At 61.1% G+C, this 18195-nt stretch carries 18 protein-coding genes; 4 read left to right on the top strand and 14 right to left on the bottom strand.

Annotated features, from left to right (window positions below; genetic code table 11):
• The first annotated feature begins 39 nt into the window (after positions 1–39).
• Together ubiG and QD208_RS08210 are read left to right on the top strand one after the other, a co-directional pair.
• A complete protein-coding gene (ubiG, locus tag QD208_RS08205; RefSeq protein ID WP_054556732.1) occupies positions 40–756 on the top strand; it encodes a bifunctional 2-polyprenyl-6-hydroxyphenol methylase/3-demethylubiquinol 3-O-methyltransferase UbiG in 717 nt (238 codons plus the stop codon).
• A gap of 2 nt (positions 757–758) precedes the next feature.
• Positions 759–1439, top strand: coding sequence for an HAD-IA family hydrolase (locus QD208_RS08210; protein WP_153636861.1), 681 nt, complete (start codon positions 759–761; stop codon positions 1437–1439).
• Between the two features lie 230 nt (positions 1440–1669).
• On the opposite strand, the gene QD208_RS08215 is transcribed toward QD208_RS08210, so the two are convergent.
• The 13 genes from QD208_RS08215 to QD208_RS08275 all read right to left on the bottom strand — a co-directional run bounded on the left by QD208_RS08215 (position 1670) and on the right by QD208_RS08275 (position 13579).
• Positions 1670–2434, bottom strand: coding sequence for a YciK family oxidoreductase (locus QD208_RS08215; RefSeq protein WP_054556682.1), 765 nt, complete (start codon positions 2432–2434; stop codon positions 1670–1672).
• Between the two features lie 214 nt (positions 2435–2648).
• Complete coding sequence (gene ybgF / locus QD208_RS08220; RefSeq protein WP_107334807.1) at positions 2649–3434, bottom strand: tol-pal system protein YbgF; 786 nt, start codon at positions 3432–3434, stop codon at positions 2649–2651.
• A gap of 138 nt (positions 3435–3572) precedes the next feature.
• On the bottom strand, positions 3573–4082 hold the full coding sequence (gene pal / locus QD208_RS08225) for a peptidoglycan-associated lipoprotein Pal (protein ID WP_153635756.1): 510 nt from the start codon (positions 4080–4082) through the stop codon (positions 3573–3575).
• Between the two features lie 70 nt (positions 4083–4152).
• Positions 4153–5445 carry a Tol-Pal system beta propeller repeat protein TolB gene (gene tolB / locus QD208_RS08230; RefSeq protein WP_107334808.1) on the bottom strand — a complete coding sequence of 431 codons (1293 nt, stop codon included), beginning with the start codon at positions 5443–5445 and terminating at the stop codon, positions 4153–4155.
• A complete protein-coding gene (tolA, locus tag QD208_RS08235; protein WP_153635755.1) occupies positions 5442–6641 on the bottom strand; it encodes a cell envelope integrity protein TolA in 1200 nt (399 codons plus the stop codon). The genes tolB and tolA overlap by 4 nt, the downstream gene beginning before the upstream one ends.
• A 3-nt stretch (positions 6642–6644) precedes the next feature.
• On the bottom strand, positions 6645–7091 hold the full coding sequence (gene tolR / locus QD208_RS08240; protein ID WP_054556687.1) for a protein TolR: 447 nt from the start codon (positions 7089–7091) through the stop codon (positions 6645–6647).
• A gap of 14 nt (positions 7092–7105) precedes the next feature.
• Positions 7106–7783: a protein TolQ gene (tolQ, locus tag QD208_RS08245; RefSeq protein ID WP_107336548.1), complete on the bottom strand. Its 678-nt coding sequence runs from the start codon at positions 7781–7783 to the stop codon at positions 7106–7108.
• Between the two features lie 135 nt (positions 7784–7918).
• Entirely contained in the window at positions 7919–8353 is a 435-nt protein-coding gene (ybgC, locus tag QD208_RS08250) for a tol-pal system-associated acyl-CoA thioesterase (RefSeq protein ID WP_279836496.1), read from the bottom strand.
• Positions 8350–9393 carry a Holliday junction branch migration DNA helicase RuvB gene (ruvB, locus tag QD208_RS08255; RefSeq protein ID WP_043333609.1) on the bottom strand — a complete coding sequence of 348 codons (1044 nt, stop codon included), beginning with the start codon at positions 9391–9393 and terminating at the stop codon, positions 8350–8352. Before ruvB ends, ybgC begins: the two co-directional genes overlap by 4 nt.
• Positions 9394–9633: 240 nt before the next feature.
• On the bottom strand, positions 9634–10248 hold the full coding sequence (gene ruvA / locus QD208_RS08260) for a Holliday junction branch migration protein RuvA (protein WP_043333607.1): 615 nt from the start codon (positions 10246–10248) through the stop codon (positions 9634–9636).
• Positions 10249–10560: 312 nt separating this feature from the next.
• The gene (gene ruvC, locus QD208_RS08265) at positions 10561–11139 is read right to left on the bottom strand and encodes a crossover junction endodeoxyribonuclease RuvC (protein WP_043333606.1); all 579 of its coding nucleotides are present in this window, start codon (positions 11137–11139) and stop codon (positions 10561–10563) included.
• A gap of 280 nt (positions 11140–11419) precedes the next feature.
• Positions 11420–13207 carry an aspartate--tRNA ligase gene (gene aspS / locus QD208_RS08270; protein ID WP_043333603.1) on the bottom strand — a complete coding sequence of 596 codons (1788 nt, stop codon included), beginning with the start codon at positions 13205–13207 and terminating at the stop codon, positions 11420–11422.
• 147 nt (positions 13208–13354) lie between these two features.
• The gene (locus tag QD208_RS08275; protein ID WP_043333602.1) at positions 13355–13579 is read right to left on the bottom strand and encodes a zinc ribbon domain-containing protein; all 225 of its coding nucleotides are present in this window, start codon (positions 13577–13579) and stop codon (positions 13355–13357) included.
• A 319-nt stretch (positions 13580–13898) separates the two neighbouring features.
• Here QD208_RS08275 and QD208_RS08280 point away from each other — a divergent pair, with 319 nt between their 5' ends.
• Complete coding sequence (locus tag QD208_RS08280; protein WP_153635753.1) at positions 13899–14951, top strand: D-2-hydroxyacid dehydrogenase; 1053 nt, start codon at positions 13899–13901, stop codon at positions 14949–14951.
• A 137-nt stretch (positions 14952–15088) separates the two neighbouring features.
• Here QD208_RS08280 and QD208_RS08285 read toward each other — a convergent pair whose 3' ends face one another.
• Positions 15089–17005, bottom strand: coding sequence for a cache domain-containing protein (locus QD208_RS08285; protein ID WP_153635752.1), 1917 nt, complete (start codon positions 17003–17005; stop codon positions 15089–15091).
• Between the two features lie 170 nt (positions 17006–17175).
• Between QD208_RS08285 and QD208_RS08290 the strand changes: the two genes are divergently transcribed.
• On the top strand, positions 17176–18096 hold the full coding sequence (locus QD208_RS08290; RefSeq protein ID WP_153635751.1) for a ribokinase: 921 nt from the start codon (positions 17176–17178) through the stop codon (positions 18094–18096).
• The last annotated feature ends 99 nt before the right edge of the window (positions 18097–18195 follow it).

Below are 18195 nucleotides of genomic sequence, written 5' to 3' on the forward strand. Positions count from 1 at the left end.
GATAACGACACCCAGCAAGATGCCCAGCCCCAGGACCATCTGGGCAATGTCGATGCCAGCGAGATCGCCAAGTTCTCGGCATTGGCCAGTCGCTGGTGGGACCGTGACAGTGAATTCAAGCCGCTGCATGACATCAATCCGTTGCGGGTCGACTATATCGACACCCACGCTGGCCTGGCAGGCAAGCGCGTGATCGACGTCGGCTGCGGCGGCGGCATTCTCTCCGAAGCCATGGCGCATCGTGGCGCCCAGGTGACGGGCATCGACATGGGTGAGGCGCCGCTGTCCGTTGCCCGCCTGCATCAGCTGGAGTCCGGTGTCGAGGTGGACTACCGCCAGACCACCGCCGAAGCCGCCGCAGAAGAGATGGCCGGTCAGTTCGACGTCGTCACCTGTCTGGAAATGCTCGAGCACGTGCCGGACCCATCCTCGGTGATCGCGGCCTGCGCACGGCTGGTCAAGCCCGGCGGCATGGTGTTCTTCTCGACCATCAACCGCAATCCCAAGGCGTATGCCTTCGCGATTCTCGGCGCGGAATATGTGCTGCAGATGCTGCCGCGTGGCACCCACGAGTATCGCAAGTTCATCCGTCCGGCCGAGCTGGGTCGCTGGACACGCGATGCGGGCCTCAAGATGGAAGGCTCCACCGGCATGACCTACAACCCGCTGACGCGCAAATATCGCCTGAATTCCTCCGACCTGACCGTCAACTACCTGATGCACACGCGTCGCCCGACCGAGGAAGAGCTTGCGTGAGCCTGCCGGCAGCGCTACCTCGTCCCGCCGCCTTGATCTTCGATCTCGATGGCACCCTGGTGGACACCGCGCCAGACCTGGCGCGCGCCACCAATGAGCTGCGTCAGCATCACACCCTGCCGGCGCTGGACTACGACGTGATTCGCGCCGAAGTCTCGCATGGTGGCAGCGCTCTGGTGACGCTGGCCCTGGGCCATGAGCTCGATCACCCTGAGCATGCCAGCGAGCGCACTCGCCTGCTGGAATTCTATGCCCGCGATGTCGCGGCGCACAGCGTGCTGTTCCCGGGCTATGACGCCCTGATCGAGATCTGTCAGCGCGCAGGCCTGCCGTGGGGCATCGTGACCAACAAGCCCCGTCAGTTCGCCGAGCCGCTGATCGCCGCGCTCAAGCTCACGCCCGGCTGTCTGCTGTGTGCCGATGACCTGCCGGTCAAGAAGCCGCATCCAGAGCCTCTGTGGGAGGCGGCACGTTGCCTCGGTGTCGACGCCTCCGAATGCTGGTATCTGGGGGACCACGACCGTGACATGCAGGCGGCACGCGCGGCGGGCATGCTGGCGGTCGCGGTGCGCTACGGCTATGTCCGTGAGGGCGACGATGTGGACGCCTGGCCTGCCGATGTGTGGTTTGACACCTCGGAAGAAGTCATCAATGCCGCGCTGCGAGCAGCGGACCTGCGCTGACCGAGCGACACGCACGTAGCGCTCACAAGAAGCTCGCACGAACCAGCCCCCCACGAGCGAATGATCCGCAGATGAACATCAGAAGATAGACACAAGCCGCTAGAAACAGACAGCTAGACACAAGAACGCCGACGGCCAATGCCGTCGGCGTTCTTGTTGCAGGGTATGACGAATGGCCCGCCTGGCGGCGTCACTCGTCATCCAGTGAGGAGATGACAGTCGACTATGGCTCAGACTTTCGGCGGCTGGGCGTCGAACATCTCGCCGGTATGACCACGACTGTCCGGCCCCATCAACCACAGATAGGTCGGCATGATGTCGGCGGGCGTACGCAGGGTATCCGGGTCTTCGGCCGGGAACGCCGACTTGCGCATCGGGGTCCGCGTTCCACCGGGATTGAGCGTATTGACGCGCACCTGGCTGGTATTCTCCAATTCCTGAGCCAGCATCTGCGAGAAGCCTTCCGTAGCGAACTTGGAGACACTGTAGGCGCCCCAGAAGGCACGCCCCTTGCGCCCGACACTGGAGCTTGTCAGCACGACGGAGGCGTCCTTCGAGGCCTTGAGCAACGGCAGCAATGCCTGGACCATCCAGATGGGGCCATTGATATTGACCTGCATGACCTGCTCCCACAGCGCCGGATCATACTGCTCGAACGGAGTGATCTTGCCCAGCAGGCTCGCGTTGTGCAGCAGGCCATCCAGTCGACCGAACTCGCTGTGCAGGGTATCAGCCATCTGCTGATAATCCTTGAGCGATGCCCCTTCGAAGTTGAGCGGATAGATGGCCGGTTGTGGTGCCCCCAATGCCTCGATCTCGTCGTAGACTTCTTCCAGCTTGGCAATGGTTCTGCCCAGCAATATCACCGTCGCCCCATGACGCGCATATTCGACTGCCGCTTCACGCCCAATGCCGGACCCCGCCCCGGTCACCAGAATGATCCGCCCTTTCAGCATGTCGTCCGGGGCCTGATAGTCGATCTTGCACTCTGCCATGGTGATATCCCTGTCTGAGATCTGTCGTCAACGCCGATGAGAGTCACTGTATCCGCACCGGCAATACTCGCTCGGCCACATGAATCGAATGAAGCGTGCCCGGGACGCCTGCCGATGGCATGAGACGCCGAGCGCCACTTAACACAAAGCCCGCACCTGGTAGAATACCAAGCGCGGGCTTTGGGGAATACAGGTGGCCAATGGCCACGGGCACTCAGGCGCCGGAGGACAGGAAGTCCTTGGCCATGGTGCCAGCCTTGCTGTCCGGATACTGCTGGACCAGCTTCTCGAGCAAGGAGCGACTTTCCTGCGCCTTGCCTTGACGCGCCTTGACCAGACCCAGCTTGTACATCGCATCCGGCACCTTGCTGGATTGCGAGAATTCGCTGATCACGGTGTCGAAGGCCTGGGCAGAAGCATCCAGCTGGTTCTTGGCCGAATACAGCTCGCCCAGCCAGTAATGGGCATTGGCGGCGAGGTTAGAATCCCCATGGTCCACCACGAAGGCTTCAAAGGCGACAATGGCACCATCGAAGTCGCGAGACTGCACCTTGGCGAAGGCATTCTCGTAATCCTTCTGGGCAGCTGCACCGCTGTCGGCATTGCTGGCGCCATTGGTGCTGGCTGCACCACCGGCACTTGCGCCGCCAGTGACTGCCGCTGCTGCCTGTGAATCGACAACCTGACCGTTCTCCCCGGCGGAAGCGCCGCCAGAAACCCGCTGTTCCAGATCCAGGTAGCGTTGCTGCGACATCTCGGTCAGGCGCTTGAACTGGTATTCCAGCTCATCGATCCGGCCGCGAAGTCGGGCAATTTCCTGTGCCTGTTCGTCGAGTTGATTGAGAAGGGTCAGGGTGCCGCCGCCACTCAAACGAGTATTGGCCTGCTGATAGAGCGAGTTTGATTGCCCAGTGAGGTCCTCGACCGTCGGTGCGGCCAAAACGGACAACGGGAGCAACAAGGCTCCCGCACCGAACAACCCTTTCAGGCTGTGTTTCATGCTGTCGGCTCCGCCGAATCATCATGGTATCGCGCAAGCAAGCCCGGGGTTCAAGGACACGCCTCTTGCCCGGGCCAGCTCAACACAAGTTTCTAGCGTCTCCACGCCTCATTGGAGAGTCGCGGAGATGAACCGTACTTAGTAGTCGAAGACCACACGACGATTCTTGGCGTAGGAAGACTCGCCGTGGCCCTGGACAGCCGGACGCTCTTCACCGTAGGAGACGATCTCGATCTGTGACGGAGACACGCCCTGGACAGTCAGGAAGCGTGCGACAGACTTGGCACGACGCTCGCCCAGACCCAGGTTGTATTCACGAGTACCGCGCTCATCAGCGTGGCCTTCCAGAACGACATTGGCGCTGGTGTTGGCTTTCAGGTACTGAGCGTGACCCATCAGGACGCTTTCGAACTCAGGACGGATGGTGTCCTTGTTGAAGGCGAAGTAGATGGTACGCACGTCAGGCATGGTGGCGTTGCTCATCTGGTTGGCGCTGCTGTTGGCACCAGTGTTCATGCCGGCAGTGTTCGCACCGCTGTTGGCTGAATCCATGTCGCCGTCCTGAGCGCCGCCGCTGCTGGAACAACCTGCCATGACGCTCAGGGACAGGGCAACCAACAGACCTTTTGCATACGGGGTGAACTGCATTGTGAAACTCCTTGCTCTAATGGGTACGAATGCCAAGCCTTTCTTGGTGGCTCAGTTGCATTCTAGTGGTTTAGTTCAGGAACGGCGACCACGCAGGTTCACGCACGTCGCCTTGTGCTGACGGCAGGGAGAATTGTGCCCTTCCGTCTGCCGACACCTGGCCCAGGACCCCGCGGGTTCCTTGCTGAGTGGCATATATCACCATAGTGCCATTCGGCGCAACACTTGGTGATTCATCCCACTGAGTATCGGTCAGGGAGGTAACCCGACCGCTCTTCAGATCTTGCTTGGCAACCTGATAACCGTTGCCTGCGCGGTTGATCATGAACAGGTTCTCTCCATCGGGTGAGATGCGCCCGCGGGAGTTGTAATTACCGGTATATGTCACACGTTCCGTACCGCCGGACAGATCAAGACGATAGATCTGTGGGGAGCCTGCACGATCAGAGGTGAACACCATACCGCTGCCATCCGGCAACCAATCCGGCTCGGTATCGATCGCAGGATTGTTGGTCAGACGCTGGAACTGACGGCTGGCAATATCCATCACATAGATTTCCGGCTGGCCATCCTTTGACAATGCCATTGCCAGTTTACGTCCATCCGGCGACCAGGCCGGGGCACCATTGATGCCTCGGAAACCTGTCAGTTTTGCACGACGACCACTGCCCAATTCCTGCACATAGATAGCGGGACGTTCGGCTTCAAAACTGACATAGGCCAGCTTCTTGCCATCCGGCGACCATGCCGGTGACATGATCGGCTCATCGGACGCCAGAATCTCCTGACTATTGTGGCCATCTGAATCCGCCACGTACAGGGCAAAACGAATATTGTCGCCAACACCATTGGCGGTAATGTATGCGATTTTTGTAGAGAAAGCACCGCGAATTCCAGTGATTTCCTCAAATATTTCATCGCTCATATAATGGCCACGCGCGCGCAGTTCACCATTGCTTCCGGTGATGACTTCGCCAAGCATGCGCTTGTTGCCCAGCACATCCATCAGCTCATACTGGATGCTATAACCACCATTGCTGGCCGTCTTTACCTGACCCACCACGAGGTAACTGGCCCCCAGGCGCTTCCAGTCATTGACGAAGACGTCCTGGGTCGTGCCCGGCAACGCGATCAGATTGTCGCGCTTGATCGGGTCGAACTGGCCACTGCGCGCCAGGTCATCGGAGATGATGCGTGCGAGGTCCTGCGGCAGACTTCCCCCGGTCAGATTCTCGAACGGCACGACAGCGATAGGTGTGGCGCTGTCATTCCCCTTGGTGATCTCGATGGTCAGATCAGCTCTTGCCAGGCTGGTCACTGCCAGCAAGGCGGCTGCCATCATCCATGCGGTCAATCGTCTCATCGGCCCAGGTCCTCTGGATTGAAGTACAGGTTGAAGTTTCGGAACTGGCTCTTGGCACCAGCCGGCAGGTCCTGCATCTCGGTAAACGGTGCTGCTTTCTGGATCGCCTGAATCGCGGAGCGATCGAAGGCGGCGTTACCACTGCTCTTGCTGACCGCTGCCGTTACCAATTCGCCTGTCGGCAACAATGACACTCTCAGCGTGACCGTCATACCGGGAACGGAGCCCGAGGGCCGATTCCAATTCTGTCCGACATACTTCTTGAGCAGGTTCTCGAAGCTGTTGGCAGCCTGAGCGGCCTGTTTGGCGCCACTGATGGCGTCGCTTTCACTGTCTATCAGGCTATCCAGCGAACCGGCAGAGGCCTGCGCCGCTTTCTCGGCAAGTGCCTTCTGACGTGCGGCTTCAGCGGCCGCTTTCTTGCGCGCTTCTTCCGCCGCCTTGGCCTTGGCTGCCTTCTCCTTGGCGGCCTTGTCGGCTGCCGCCTTGGCCGCCTTTTCCTTCTCGGCCTTCTCCGCAGCTGCCTTGGCCTTGGCTGCCTTTTCGGCTTCCGCCTTCTTGGCTTCAGCGTCTGCCTTGGCCTTGGCGGCCTTCTCCGCTTCGGCTTTCTTGCGCGCTTCTTCTGCGGCTTTGTCCTTGGCGGCCTTTTCGGCTTCCGCCTTGGCCTTGGCAGCCTTCTCGGCTTCCGCCTTCTTCAAGGCATCGGCCTTGGCCTGCTTTTCCGCCTCGGCTTTCTTGCGATCAAGGGCAATCGCCTTGGCTTCCTCTGCACGCCTGGCCGCTTCTGCCTTGGCCTTTTCGGCCGCCGCCTGCTCAGCCTTCAACTGCTCCGCCGCCTTGGCCTGCTCAGCCGCCTTTTGCTGTTGCGCCTTCTGGGCAGCCGCCTTTTCCTCGGCGGCGCTGCGTTGCTGTTCCGCTGCAAGCTCTGCCTCTCTGGCCGCCTCTTCCTTGGCGCTCTGGCGCTGATCGGATTCTTCGGCCGCATCACGCGCCTTGCTGGACTTCGCCTGCTGGGCCTGATTGGTCGTGGTCTCGGTACTGACCAGTGTTGCGTTGACGATGGTGGTGTTGGTCTTCTCCGGTTCGGATTCTGGCCAACTCACCAGAGTCAGAATCAGGATACCCAGGTGCAGGCCAACGGCCAGCACCACAGGCAATCCCAACCCGACCCGCTGTTCTATCTCTGGCTGACTCATCCATCAGCCCTCGGTCGGTGGTTCTGAAATCAGCCCGACATTGGGGACACCGGCACCCTGCAACGTGCTCATCAGCCCCATGACATCGCCGTAGGGCGCTGTCTTGGCACCCTTGACCAGCACGGGCGTCTTGGGCTTCTCGGCCACGATGGACGCGACCTTGCTGCCCAGTTCGTCCAGCGCCACCGGCGTGCGCTTGTCTTCATCCGACCCCAGGTCGATGTAGTAATTGCCGCTATCATCCAGCGAGACGATCAATGGCGTCACATCATCGGGATTGTCGATCGGCTTGGAGGTGACCTTGGGCAATTCGACCTGAACCCCCTGCGTCATCATCGGCGCGGTGATCATGAAGATGACCAGCAACACCAACATGACGTCGATGAAGGGCACCACATTGATCTCGGAGGACAGCTTGCGCTTGTGGCCTCTGCTATACGGTCCTTTCATTGACTCGCCTCCCTTCAAGCGTCGTTGCTGCCACGACCGTGCAGATTACGATGCAGAATGGAGTGAAGTTCTTCGGCGAAGTCTTCATAGCGACCCAGCAGCTGATCAGCACGGCTGGCCAGACGGTTGTAGAAGATGACGGCCGGAATTGCCGCGAACAGGCCCATGGCGGTCGCGACCAGTGCTTCGGCAATCCAGGGGGCGACGGTGGTCAGAGTTGCCTGCTGAGCCGTACCCAGTGCCTGGAAGGAGCCCATGATGCCCCACACGGTACCGAACAGGCCGACATAGGGGCTGACGGAGCTGACCGTAGCCAGAAACGGGAGATGAACGTTCAGGCGCTCTTCTTCACGTGACAGCGTGACGCGCATGCTGCGTTGCACACCATCCATTACCGCATCGGCATTGCTGGACTTGGGCTTGAGGCGGCTGTACTCGCGGAAGCCGGCACGGAAGACGCCAGAGGCGCCCGGGGTGGATTCTTCATCCGTCGGCAATTCACGATAGAGGTGATTGAGGTCGACCCCGGACCAGAAGCGCTTTTCAAAGGCCGCGTAAGCCTGCTTGGCACGGGACAATGCCATCCCGCGCTGAAAGATCACCACCCAGGATGCAATGGAAGCTGCCAGCAACAGCAACATGACTGCCTGAACGACCAGACTGGCGTTCACGAACAGCGAAATGATCGACATCGAATCTTCCACGGAAATCCCTCTTTACTTGGTTCAGTCTGTGCCACCGTCAATCAGTGACACGATAAATAATCTGTTCATCAGCCTGGCGTCTCGGCACCTGGCTGGCAGCGGCCTCAACTGCGCCTTGTGATCTCAGACCTCAAGAGCCGCAAGCAATTCCCCGGGCCAGCGTCTGGGGCGCATCGTCGTGGCATCGACGCAAGCGATCACGACTTCCGCTTCGCTCAAGATCTGCTCACCGCGCAGCGCCTTCTGGGTGAACGTCAAGCGTGCACCGCGCAAGGCGCCTGCCGTTGCCGTCACGGTCAGCAGGTCATCCAGATGCGCAGGACGAAGATAAAGATTTGTTACACTGTGTACTACCAACTGAATGCCTTTTTCAAGCAAGGCTTGCTGCGTGAAGCCCTTCGCTCGCAACCATTCACTGCGCGCGCGTTCCATGAAGCGCAGATAATTCACGTAGTAGACGATGCCACCGGCATCAGTATCCTCGATGTAGACGCGCACAGTATGGTGAAAACATGCAGCTTCACCCTTCAACGTATTTCCTGCGCCTTCAGATGTCATGACGCGTCATTTCCTTCCTGTCCCAGGCGCGCCTGCTCTTCACGCGGGGTGATCCCGAAGTGCAGATAGGCCGAGCGTGTGACCAGACGCCCACGCGCCGTGCGCATCATGAAACCCTGCTGAATCAGATAGGGCTCCAGCACATCCTCGATGGTATCGCGCTCTTCCCCGATGGCCGCCGCCAGTGAATCGACCCCGACGGGCCCGCCATCGAACTTCTCGATCATCGCCAACAGCAGTCGACGATCCATGTGATCCAGGCCGTGGCTGTCGACATTGAGCATGTTGAGCGCCTTGTCGGCCACTTCCAGCGTCAAGCGACCATCCGAGCGCACTTCGGCGAAGTCACGCACTCGGCGCAGTAGACGATTGGCAATACGCGGCGTGCCGCGGGAACGACGCGCAATCTCAAGCGCCCCTTCCATCTCGACTTCCATGCCGGAAAGCCTGGCACTGCGTGCCACGATGTCGGTGAGTGACTCGATATCGTAGAACTCGAGGCGCTGGACGATGCCGAAGCGATCGCGCAGCGGCGCCGTCAGCAGCCCCGCGCGCGTCGTCGCGCCCACCAGGGTGAATCGTGGCAGCTCAAGCTTGATCGAGCGGGCCGCGGGGCCTTCACCGATCATGATGTCGAGCTGATAATCTTCCATCGCCGGATAGAGCACTTCCTCGACGGCCGGTGACAGGCGGTGAATCTCGTCGATGAACAGGACATCGCCTTCCTGCAGGTTGGTCAGCATCGCTGCCAGGTCCCCTGCCCGTTCCAGCACCGGCCCGGAGGTCGACTTGATATCGACACTCATCTCGCTGGCGATGATATGCGCCAGCGTCGTCTTGCCGAGTCCGGGCGGGCCGAAGACCAGGGTGTGATCCAGACTATCGCCTCGTCCTCGTGCGGCACTGATGAAGATTTCCATCTGCTCGCGGACGATGGGCTGTCCGATGTAGTCACTCAGCGTGCGTGGCCGATTGGCGCGATCGATCCGCTCTTCCGGATCATGCGTCGCCGCGGAGATCAGTCGGTCCGACTCCATCATGATGCTTGCTCAACTCCTGATGACGCAGGTCACGCACATGACGCGGGTCATGGGCCATGAACGTGCGTCAGTGGCAGGTGGCAAGGTTTGCCAGGGCGGTGCAACGATCTAGCGCATCTGCATTCAAGCGCGCACTTTCTACCCCAGTAACCTGCCAACCCCTAGTCAATAAATCCAATCACGATGCGCCGTTTCCTTCACGGAAACTATAGGGCGCATGTTTGCTGCCCTGGCGGGGCTTCAGCTGGCCATCTTGCGCGCCAGCGCCGCCTTGATGAGCGCTTCCGTGGAGGCGCCGGTCTCGAGCCCGGAGAGCATCTTGGCCGCCTCGACAGGCTTGTAGCCCAGGGACACCAGCGCGGCTTCGGCATCCGCCAGAGGATGGGTGACCGGCGGTTGTGGCTGGGAGGCACGCGCCATTTCATCCAGACCATCATCCGCCGGCAGCGTCCAATGCTTGAGGCGATCACGCATCTCGATGATCAGGCGATCCGCCGTCTTCTTGCCGACGCCCGGCAGTCGTGTCAGCGCCCGGCTGTCTTCGTCGTGCACACAGCGAATGAAATCGGACTGCTCCATTCCCGACAGAATCGCCAGCGCCAGACGCGGGCCGACACCGGAGATCTTGATCAATTCACGGAACAGACGACGCTCGGGCTCCTTGCCGAAGCCATACAGCAACTGCGCGTCTTCGCGCACCACCAGGTGGGTGTAAAGCTGGCAATGCTCGCCCACGGCCGGCAAGCCCAACAGGGTGTTCATCGAAGCTTCCAGTTCATAACCGACACCCTGTACGTCAAGCACCAGCTGCGGCGGTTGTTTTTCCAGCAATGTCCCGGTCAGGCGTCCAATCATGTTGCGGCTGTCCTTGCTCGGCAGAGAACGTGTTCGGTGGGATCGTGCTGCTCACAGACCCGATTCTCTGCACGGATTGTTACAATGCGGGCAAGCCTACCAAAGATGAAGCGTAGGCGGCATGTCCCAGTGTCACGACGAATTTGTCGCATCTTTCTGACAGTCATATCTTGGGTGATGGCACGAAGCCTGATGCCACGCGGCTTGGCGCATCACGCAATCGACTGCTGCCAGGCTCGGCAGACACTCTACAAGTGACTGAAAAATCGCTATTAATTGAGCACGATACCGCATTTGTCGCTCAACGGCATGTCAGGCGTCGGGCTCGAAGTCTCGCCAGCTGCTGCTACGACGCACGCGGGTTCCCTTGCGTCGACTGGTATTCCCCAGCCCCAAGGCTTCCAGCTGATCATTGCCGGGCGTCAGGCGTCGACGCGCGAAACAATGCGTCAGGGCAATGGCCAGCGCATCGGCGGCATCGGCCTGCGGCGTGGCGGAGAGCTTGAGCGTATGCGTGACCATATGCTGCACCTGTGACTTCTCGGCGGCACCGGTACCGGTCACGGCCTGCTTGATCTGCCGCGGCCCATATTCGAACACCGGCAAGCCGTGATTGGCCGCACACACGATGGCAGCCCCGCGCGCCTGGCCCAGCTTGAGCGCCGAATCGGCGTTCTTGGACATGAAGACCTGCTCGATGGCGAATTCCGCGGGGCGATGCAGGGCGATCACCTCGCTGATACCGGCATAGATCTGCGCTAGGCGCTGATCCAGGCTGACCTGTGACATGCGAATGCAGCCACTGTCCACATAGCGAGGCTGGGCCGCAGAGACATCCAATACCCCATACCCGGTCAGACGTGAGCCCGGGTCGATGCCAAGAATGATCATGCTGCCGCCTCGTCTCTCACACCTTCCATCTTCGCTGTCGTCATCGCGCCATCGCTCTTACTGTGTATATAACCAGCCACCATGCCACAAAAAAGGCGGTGCGACACTGTCATTGCCTGACGTGAACGCCAGCAAACAGTCTCGCACCGCCTTGTCGGGCTTGCTCGCCCCCTCGCCTACCAGGCCAAAGGAACAAACCTGCCACTGCGGGACCGCCCTTGTCTGATCGAATCAGTCCAGACGGCCCCACCAGTCACTCTCTCGGTCATGCGCCGCTGAATCAGGCCTGACCGCTTTCGTCCTCGACCTTGACCTTCTGACGCAGACGGATGTTCAGCTCCTTGAGCTGCTCACCGCTGACCACGCCCGGGGCGTCGGTCATCATGCAGCCGGCGCTCTGGGTTTTCGGGAAGGCAATCACTTCACGAATGGTCTTGGCGCCGGTCATCAGCATCACCAGACGGTCGAGACCGAAGGCCAGACCACCATGGGGCGGCGCGCCGAACTTCAGGGCGTCGAGCAGGAAGCCGAACTTCTCTTCCGCTTCTTCTTCACCGATGCCCAGCACTTCGAACACGGTACGCTGCATGGCCTGATCGTGGATACGGATGGAGCCGCCACCCAGCTCGGTGCCGTTGATGACCATGTCGTAGGCGCGAGACAGTGCCGCTTCCGGGTTGGCCTTGAGCTCTTCCGGCGTGCAGGACGGCGCGGTGAACGGGTGGTGCAGCGCGCTCAGGCGGCCGTTGGCATCGGCTTCGAACATCGGGAAGTCGACGACCCACAGCGGTGCCCACTCGCGGGTGTAGAGGTTGAGGTCTTCACCCAGCTTGACGCGCAGCGCACCGATGGCCTCGGCCACGATGTTGGCCTTGTCAGCGCCGAAGAACACGATGTCGCCATCGACGGCGCCACAGCGGTCCAGCACTTCATCCACGACGTCTTCCATGAACTTGACGATCGGCGACTGCAGACCCTCGATGCCCTTGGCACGTTCGTTGACCTTGATCCACGCCAGGCCCTTGGCACCGTAGATGCCGACGAACTTGGTGTAGGCGTCGATTTCCTTGCGTGACAGGCTGGCACCGCCCGGGACACGCAGTGCGGCGACACGGCCCTTGTCGTCCTTGGCCGGACCGGAGAAGACCTTGAAGTCCACGCCGCTCATCAGGTCATCGACATCGACCAGTTCCAGCGGGATACGCAGGTCCGGCTTGTCGGAACCGAAGCGGCTGATGGCCTCGGAGTACGGCATGGTCGGGAAGTCGCCCAGCTCGACATCGAGCACTTCCTTGTAGAGGCCACGGATCATGGTCTCGGTCATGCCCATGATGTCCTGCTCGTCGACGAAGCTGGCTTCGAGGTCGATCTGGGTGAACTCCGGCTGACGGTCAGCACGCAGGTCTTCATCACGGAAGCATTTGGCGATCTGGTAGTAACGATCGACACCGGCGACCATCAGCAGCTGCTTGAACAGCTGCGGAGACTGCGGCAGTGCGAAGAAGCTGCCGGCGTAGGTGCGGCTCGGCACCAGATAGTCGCGTGCGCCTTCCGGCGTGGCACGTGTCAGGATCGGGGTTTCGATGTCGAGGAAGCCCAGGGCTTCGAGCTGGGCGCGCACGCTGTGAGTGATGCGCGAGCGCAGACGCAGCTTCTCGATCATGTCGGGACGACGCAGGTCGACATAACGATACTTGAGGCGAACTTCCTCACCGACCTTGTTGTGGTCGTCGAGCTGGAACGGCGGCGTCTGTGCGGTGTTGAGCACTTCGACGTCCTTGGCCAGCACTTCGATCATGCCTGTCGGCATGTTCGGGTTCTGGGTGCCTTCCGGGCGCAGACGGATACGGCCCTTGATACGCAGCACGAACTCGCTGCGCGCCTTGTCGGCAGTGGCGAAGGCATCGACGGTGTCCGGATCGACGACGATCTGGGCGATGCCATCACGGTCGCGCATGTCGAGGAAGATGACGCCACCGTGGTCGCGACGGCGGTGCACCCACCCGCACAGAGTGACATCCTGATCGATCAGGGTCTCGTTCAGTTTGCCGCAATAGTGGCTGCGCATGTTGATTCCTTGTTGCTCAAATTCATGATCGACGCGCTGATGCGCATCTGTCTCAGAGGGCCTGCCGTTGGCGATGAGGGTCAAGGGTACCCGCTGGGCGCCCTTGACCCTCATCACGCTGATGCCTGACGCACCATCCCAGCTGTGTCAGGCGGTGCTGTCGCTACCACCGGCCAGATTCTTCTTGCTGCCGGACTTGAAATCCGTCTCGTACCAGCCACTGCCTGCCAGACGGAACCCGGCGGCGGAGACCAGCTTCTCGAGCTGGTCCGTCTTGCATTCCGGGCACTCCGTCAGTGGCGCAGCGCTGATCTTCTGCAACTTGTCCATCCGATGGCCACAGGCCTTGCAGTGGTATTCATAGATCGGCATGGTTTTCTTTCCTGACAATACTGGTCACGGGGCTGTCTGAGCACCGTGAACCATGACAATGTTATGCCTTGCGGCGCGTCTTGCGTTCAGCGCACCTGCGGCCCCAACATGAGAGCTTTCGCAAGCACCAGCAAGAGACGCCTACAATAAGGCCAGTTGAGCGGCTTTCAAGTCAAAGCGAAAGGGGCACATTATAGCGTGCTCGGCCCCGTGCGGGGCAACACCCAAGCACAAACCGGCCCAGACGCTACGTACTCGTCATTTCCGGGCCAGCCTTTCTGTCTTCCTGTCTATCTTCCTACGCCATCATGAGGCACCTATGTCCGATCACGATCGTACTGCGCAGTCTCCCTCTCATTCTTCCACGCCCGCTTCCTCTCACTGCGAGCCCGCCTCGTCCACCAGCGCCCCGCAGGCCGTCATGCTAGATGCCGGCTCCGTCGGTGACGGACTGGACTTCTCGCGTCTCGAGGCCCGTCTGGAAGGATTGGTCTGTCATGACGCCACCGCGCCCGAGGAAGTGGTGCCACGACTGAGCGGTGCCTCCATCGTGCTGGTCAACAAGGTACGCATCGAGGCGCACCACATGGATGAGCTGCCGACCCTCAAGCTGATCGCGGTGATGGCGACCGGCACCAACAATATCGACATGGCGGCCGCCGAAGCACGCGGCATTCGGGTCATGAACGTCAATGCCTATGGCACTCATTCGGTGGCGCAGCACACCTGGATGCTGCTGCTGGCACTGGCAGGCCGCCTGCCGGAATACCAGACCGACATCGCCGCGGGCAAGTGGCAACGCAGCGCGACCTTCTGCCTGATGGGCCGCCCCGTGGTGCAGCTGTCCGGCAAGCATCTGGTCATCATCGGCAAGGGGGAGCTGGGCACTGCGGTGGGCAGGCTGGCCGAGGCGTTCGGCATGCGCGTGACCTTTGCCGCTCGTCCGGGCACCGCCCCCACCGCCGAACGCCCCGCGCTGGAAAGCCTGCTGCCTCAGGCTGACGCCATCAGCCTGCACTGCCCGCTGACCCCAGAGACGCAGCATCTGATCGATGAGCAGGCGCTCGCCGCCATGAAGCCCGGTGCACTGCTGGTCAATTGCGCCCGCGGGGGCATCATCGACGAGGACGCAGCGCTGGAGGCACTGGCCACCGGACAACTCGGCGGCCTGGCGGTGGATAGCCTGCCGGAGGAGCCGCCACGTGAAGGCCACTCGCTGCTCTCGGCCCTGGAAAGCCAGCATCATTCGGCGAGTGCACCCTTGAACCTGATCGTCACGCCACACAATGCCTGGATCAGTCAGGAGGCGCGCCAGAACATGCTCGATCTCAGTCTGGCCAATATCGAGACATTCCTGAGCGAACACGCCTGACACGGCCACAGCCTCGCGGCCTCAACCTCGCGATGATAGCCACTGACACCGAGTGGCAGGTGTGATCGGCACGTCACGAAAAAGCCCCCGAACCGGCATATGCGCCGAGTCGGGGGCTTTTTTGTCAATGGCCGGCATCAGCGGATGCGGATATGCATGCCTGCCGCCTTGAGGGCGTTGCCTTCAGCGTCCCACGACACCACACGACCGCGTGAGCTCAACAATACCCATCGGGTGCCGCTCGCTCGCTCGCCGTCCTCATGCTCACCGTCATCGTCAGCGCTCAGGCCCCGCTGTTGCAGAAGCTTGTCGCCAGCCTTGCCTGTGGCGTCCGCCATGCCTGCCTCGTTCATTCCCATCGCCTCGATCTGCTGTAGGTCCTCTTCCTGCGGCGCACGCATCCGGTACTGGCACTCACAGCTTTCGCCATAGGTGGTGATGATCTTGTGTCTGAGCGCATGTACCTGTTCAAGATCCTCCGGGTGAATCAAGCGATCGAAGTCCATTTCGCGCATCGCCAACGGCTCGTGGCCCGAAGCGCCGAGCATCTTCCAGAGATTGGGATGGATCTGGACGATGCGCTCAGGAATGTCCATTTCCCACAGGCTATCGCCACTGGCTTCGAGGGAATCCAGCAAGCGACGCTCGCTGGACTGCAATTCCTTCTGGGTCTGGCGCAGCCGCTGGTACATCTCTTCGGCGGTGGCGTTGGCATCATCCAGCTCGACGATGCCACTGCCACCCGCGGACTCGACTTCCGCGCCCATGCCGATGCGATGCAGACGCTCACGCAGCTCGGCCAGCGGCACCGAAAGGCGACGGCTGATGTGGTGCGTGCGCCAGCTCATGAGAATGAAGAAGGTGAAATAGAACAGGATCAGGCCACCGACCAGCGCCATGCCGACCAGCTGGAAGTTGCGCCCGATCTCGGCGGTACGAAAGAAGACGGCGCTCTCCTCGACCATGCTCAACATGATCCAGCCATGGCCCGGCAAGCGCTCCCACGCCACCTTGTAGGGTGCCCCTGCCACATTGACGCTCTCCAGGCCACGCCGCTGTTCCAGGATACGGGGCGCGAGTCTCTTGAAGACGTCATGACCTTTCAGCTCCAGCTGGGCGGGCCGAATGACATCCTCTTCCTGGAGGTCATTGGCATCGGGAATCTCCAGCGGCAGCAGCGACAACAACTGCTCACCGGCCCGCGGGACGGCGAGTGAGCGCCCCTCGGCATCGAACAGCATCGCGAAGCCTTGCCAAGGCAGCTCCATCGCCAGCACCTGATTGACGATCACGTCCAGGGTCATGTCGACGCCGGCGACGCCGAGAAACTCGCCTTGCTCGGAATGGAAGGGACTGACGGCCGACGTCATCCAGCCATTGCCGGCCGGGTCTTCGTAGATGTCGGTCCAGATGGTGTTTCGGGAGGGATTTGCCTCTGGCGCGGCCAGATAGAAGAAGGAGAAATCACGACAGTCGTGGTCGGCTGGCACCAGCGAGGCCAGATCGACATAGGGGAAGAGGCGGACATAGCAGTCGGCCATCGTGACGAAGGACTGCACCACGGCCGAGTGCGAGGACACGACACTGCGCATGATCGGGTCGACCGCCGTCATGCGCAGCGCCATGGGGATGTCCTGCTCGAGGCCTGGCAAGGCGGGATAGAAGCCGCTGCCCTGATTGTCCGCCGTCTGCTGACTGGCCCAGACACCGCTGGGCAGGCTTGCGTGACGGGCAACCTCGCGCGCCGCTACCCCGGTACCGGCGTCGCCCATGGCCAGTTCGCCTGCCTGGGCACCGAGCCCGCGCGACAGGTTCTGGACATGCTCCAGTTGCTGGCTGAGTGACTTGGCCTCCCGCAGCATCGCCAGATTGAGCTCGCTGCTCGACTGGGATTGCAGGTAATTGAGGTTGGCATCACGAATCTCGTCATTGGATACGAAATACACCGCCACCAGGGCGGTCTCGACCAACAGCAACGGAATCATGGTACTGGTGAAGAGCGCTCGCCAGACCCACTTCTTGATCGTGACGGCGGGTTGCTTCGACTCCGACATGGGCGACTATCCTGAATCCAGCGAGATGACAGGAAGTATGCACTTTCTCTTGCGTTCCAAGAGGCTAATAGCTTCAACGCTTAAACATGACCTGAAGGTCAGACCTTGGTGATACGACTGGGGACAGGCGGCCAAGGCTTTGCTAGGATGCTCGACCCCAAGGAGGCTGCATGCTTTACAACTACGGTTCTATCAATATCGATCACGTCTATCGGGTACCTCACCTGGTACGACCGGGTGAAACCCTGGCGAGTCTCTCCTACCGTCAGGTACTGGGTGGCAAGGGTGCCAACCAGTCGCTCGCGCTTGCGCGCGCCGGAGGCGACGTCACGCACTGGGGCCGCCTTGGCAACAGTGATCGCTGGGCACTTGAGCCGCTGGAAAGCGCCGGTGTCATCACCTCGCAGGTCGAGCTGAGCGCCAGCGCCAGTGGCCACGCCATCATCCAGGTGGACGACCACGCCGAGAACAGCATCATTCTGCATCCGGGTGCCAACCACGGTTTCACCGATGAGCATCTGGCGACGCTGTTCTCCGGCGTGACGCAGGGAGATTGGCTGCTGCTGCAAAATGAGTGCAACGCACTGGGCAAGGTCATCGAGCTGGCACATGCCAAGGGCATGAAGATCGCCTTCAATCCGGCCCCGATGGGTGCTGATGTTCTGCGCCTGCCGCTGGAGCACTGCCAGGTGCTGTTCCTCAATCGCGGTGAAGCGGCACAGCTGGTCGAGCTGGAAGAAAGCGCACCTGTCGCCACCCTGCTCGCCGCGCTGCACATTCGCCTGCCTGACACCGAAGTGGTGATGACCCTGGGTAGTGAAGGCGTCTGCTACCAGCTGGGGGAACAGCGCATCCAGCTGCCGGCGCACCGCGTCAATGCCGTGGACACCACCGCGGCGGGCGACACCTTCATCGGCTATTACCTGGCAAGCCAGATCGAAGGCCAGAGCATCGAGGAAAGCCTGCGTCGTGCCAGCACCGCCTCTGCCCTGTGCGTGAGCCGCGAAGGCGCAGCACCGAGCATTCCGCTGGCCAGTGATGTCGCCGCTGCCCTGGCCGAATGGCCGACGCTCGACGTCCTGAGCAACTGACTTTCTGAGCAACTGAACAACTGAGCTACCTGCACGGGGCACCACTATGTGGCCCGTGCCGTGCCCGTGTCACCTCATGGGCGCCCTGTTGGCGTAACG

This window comes from Cobetia sp. 29-18-1, from assembly GCF_029846405.1.
Lineage (GTDB): Bacteria > Pseudomonadota > Gammaproteobacteria > Pseudomonadales > Halomonadaceae > Cobetia > Cobetia amphilecti.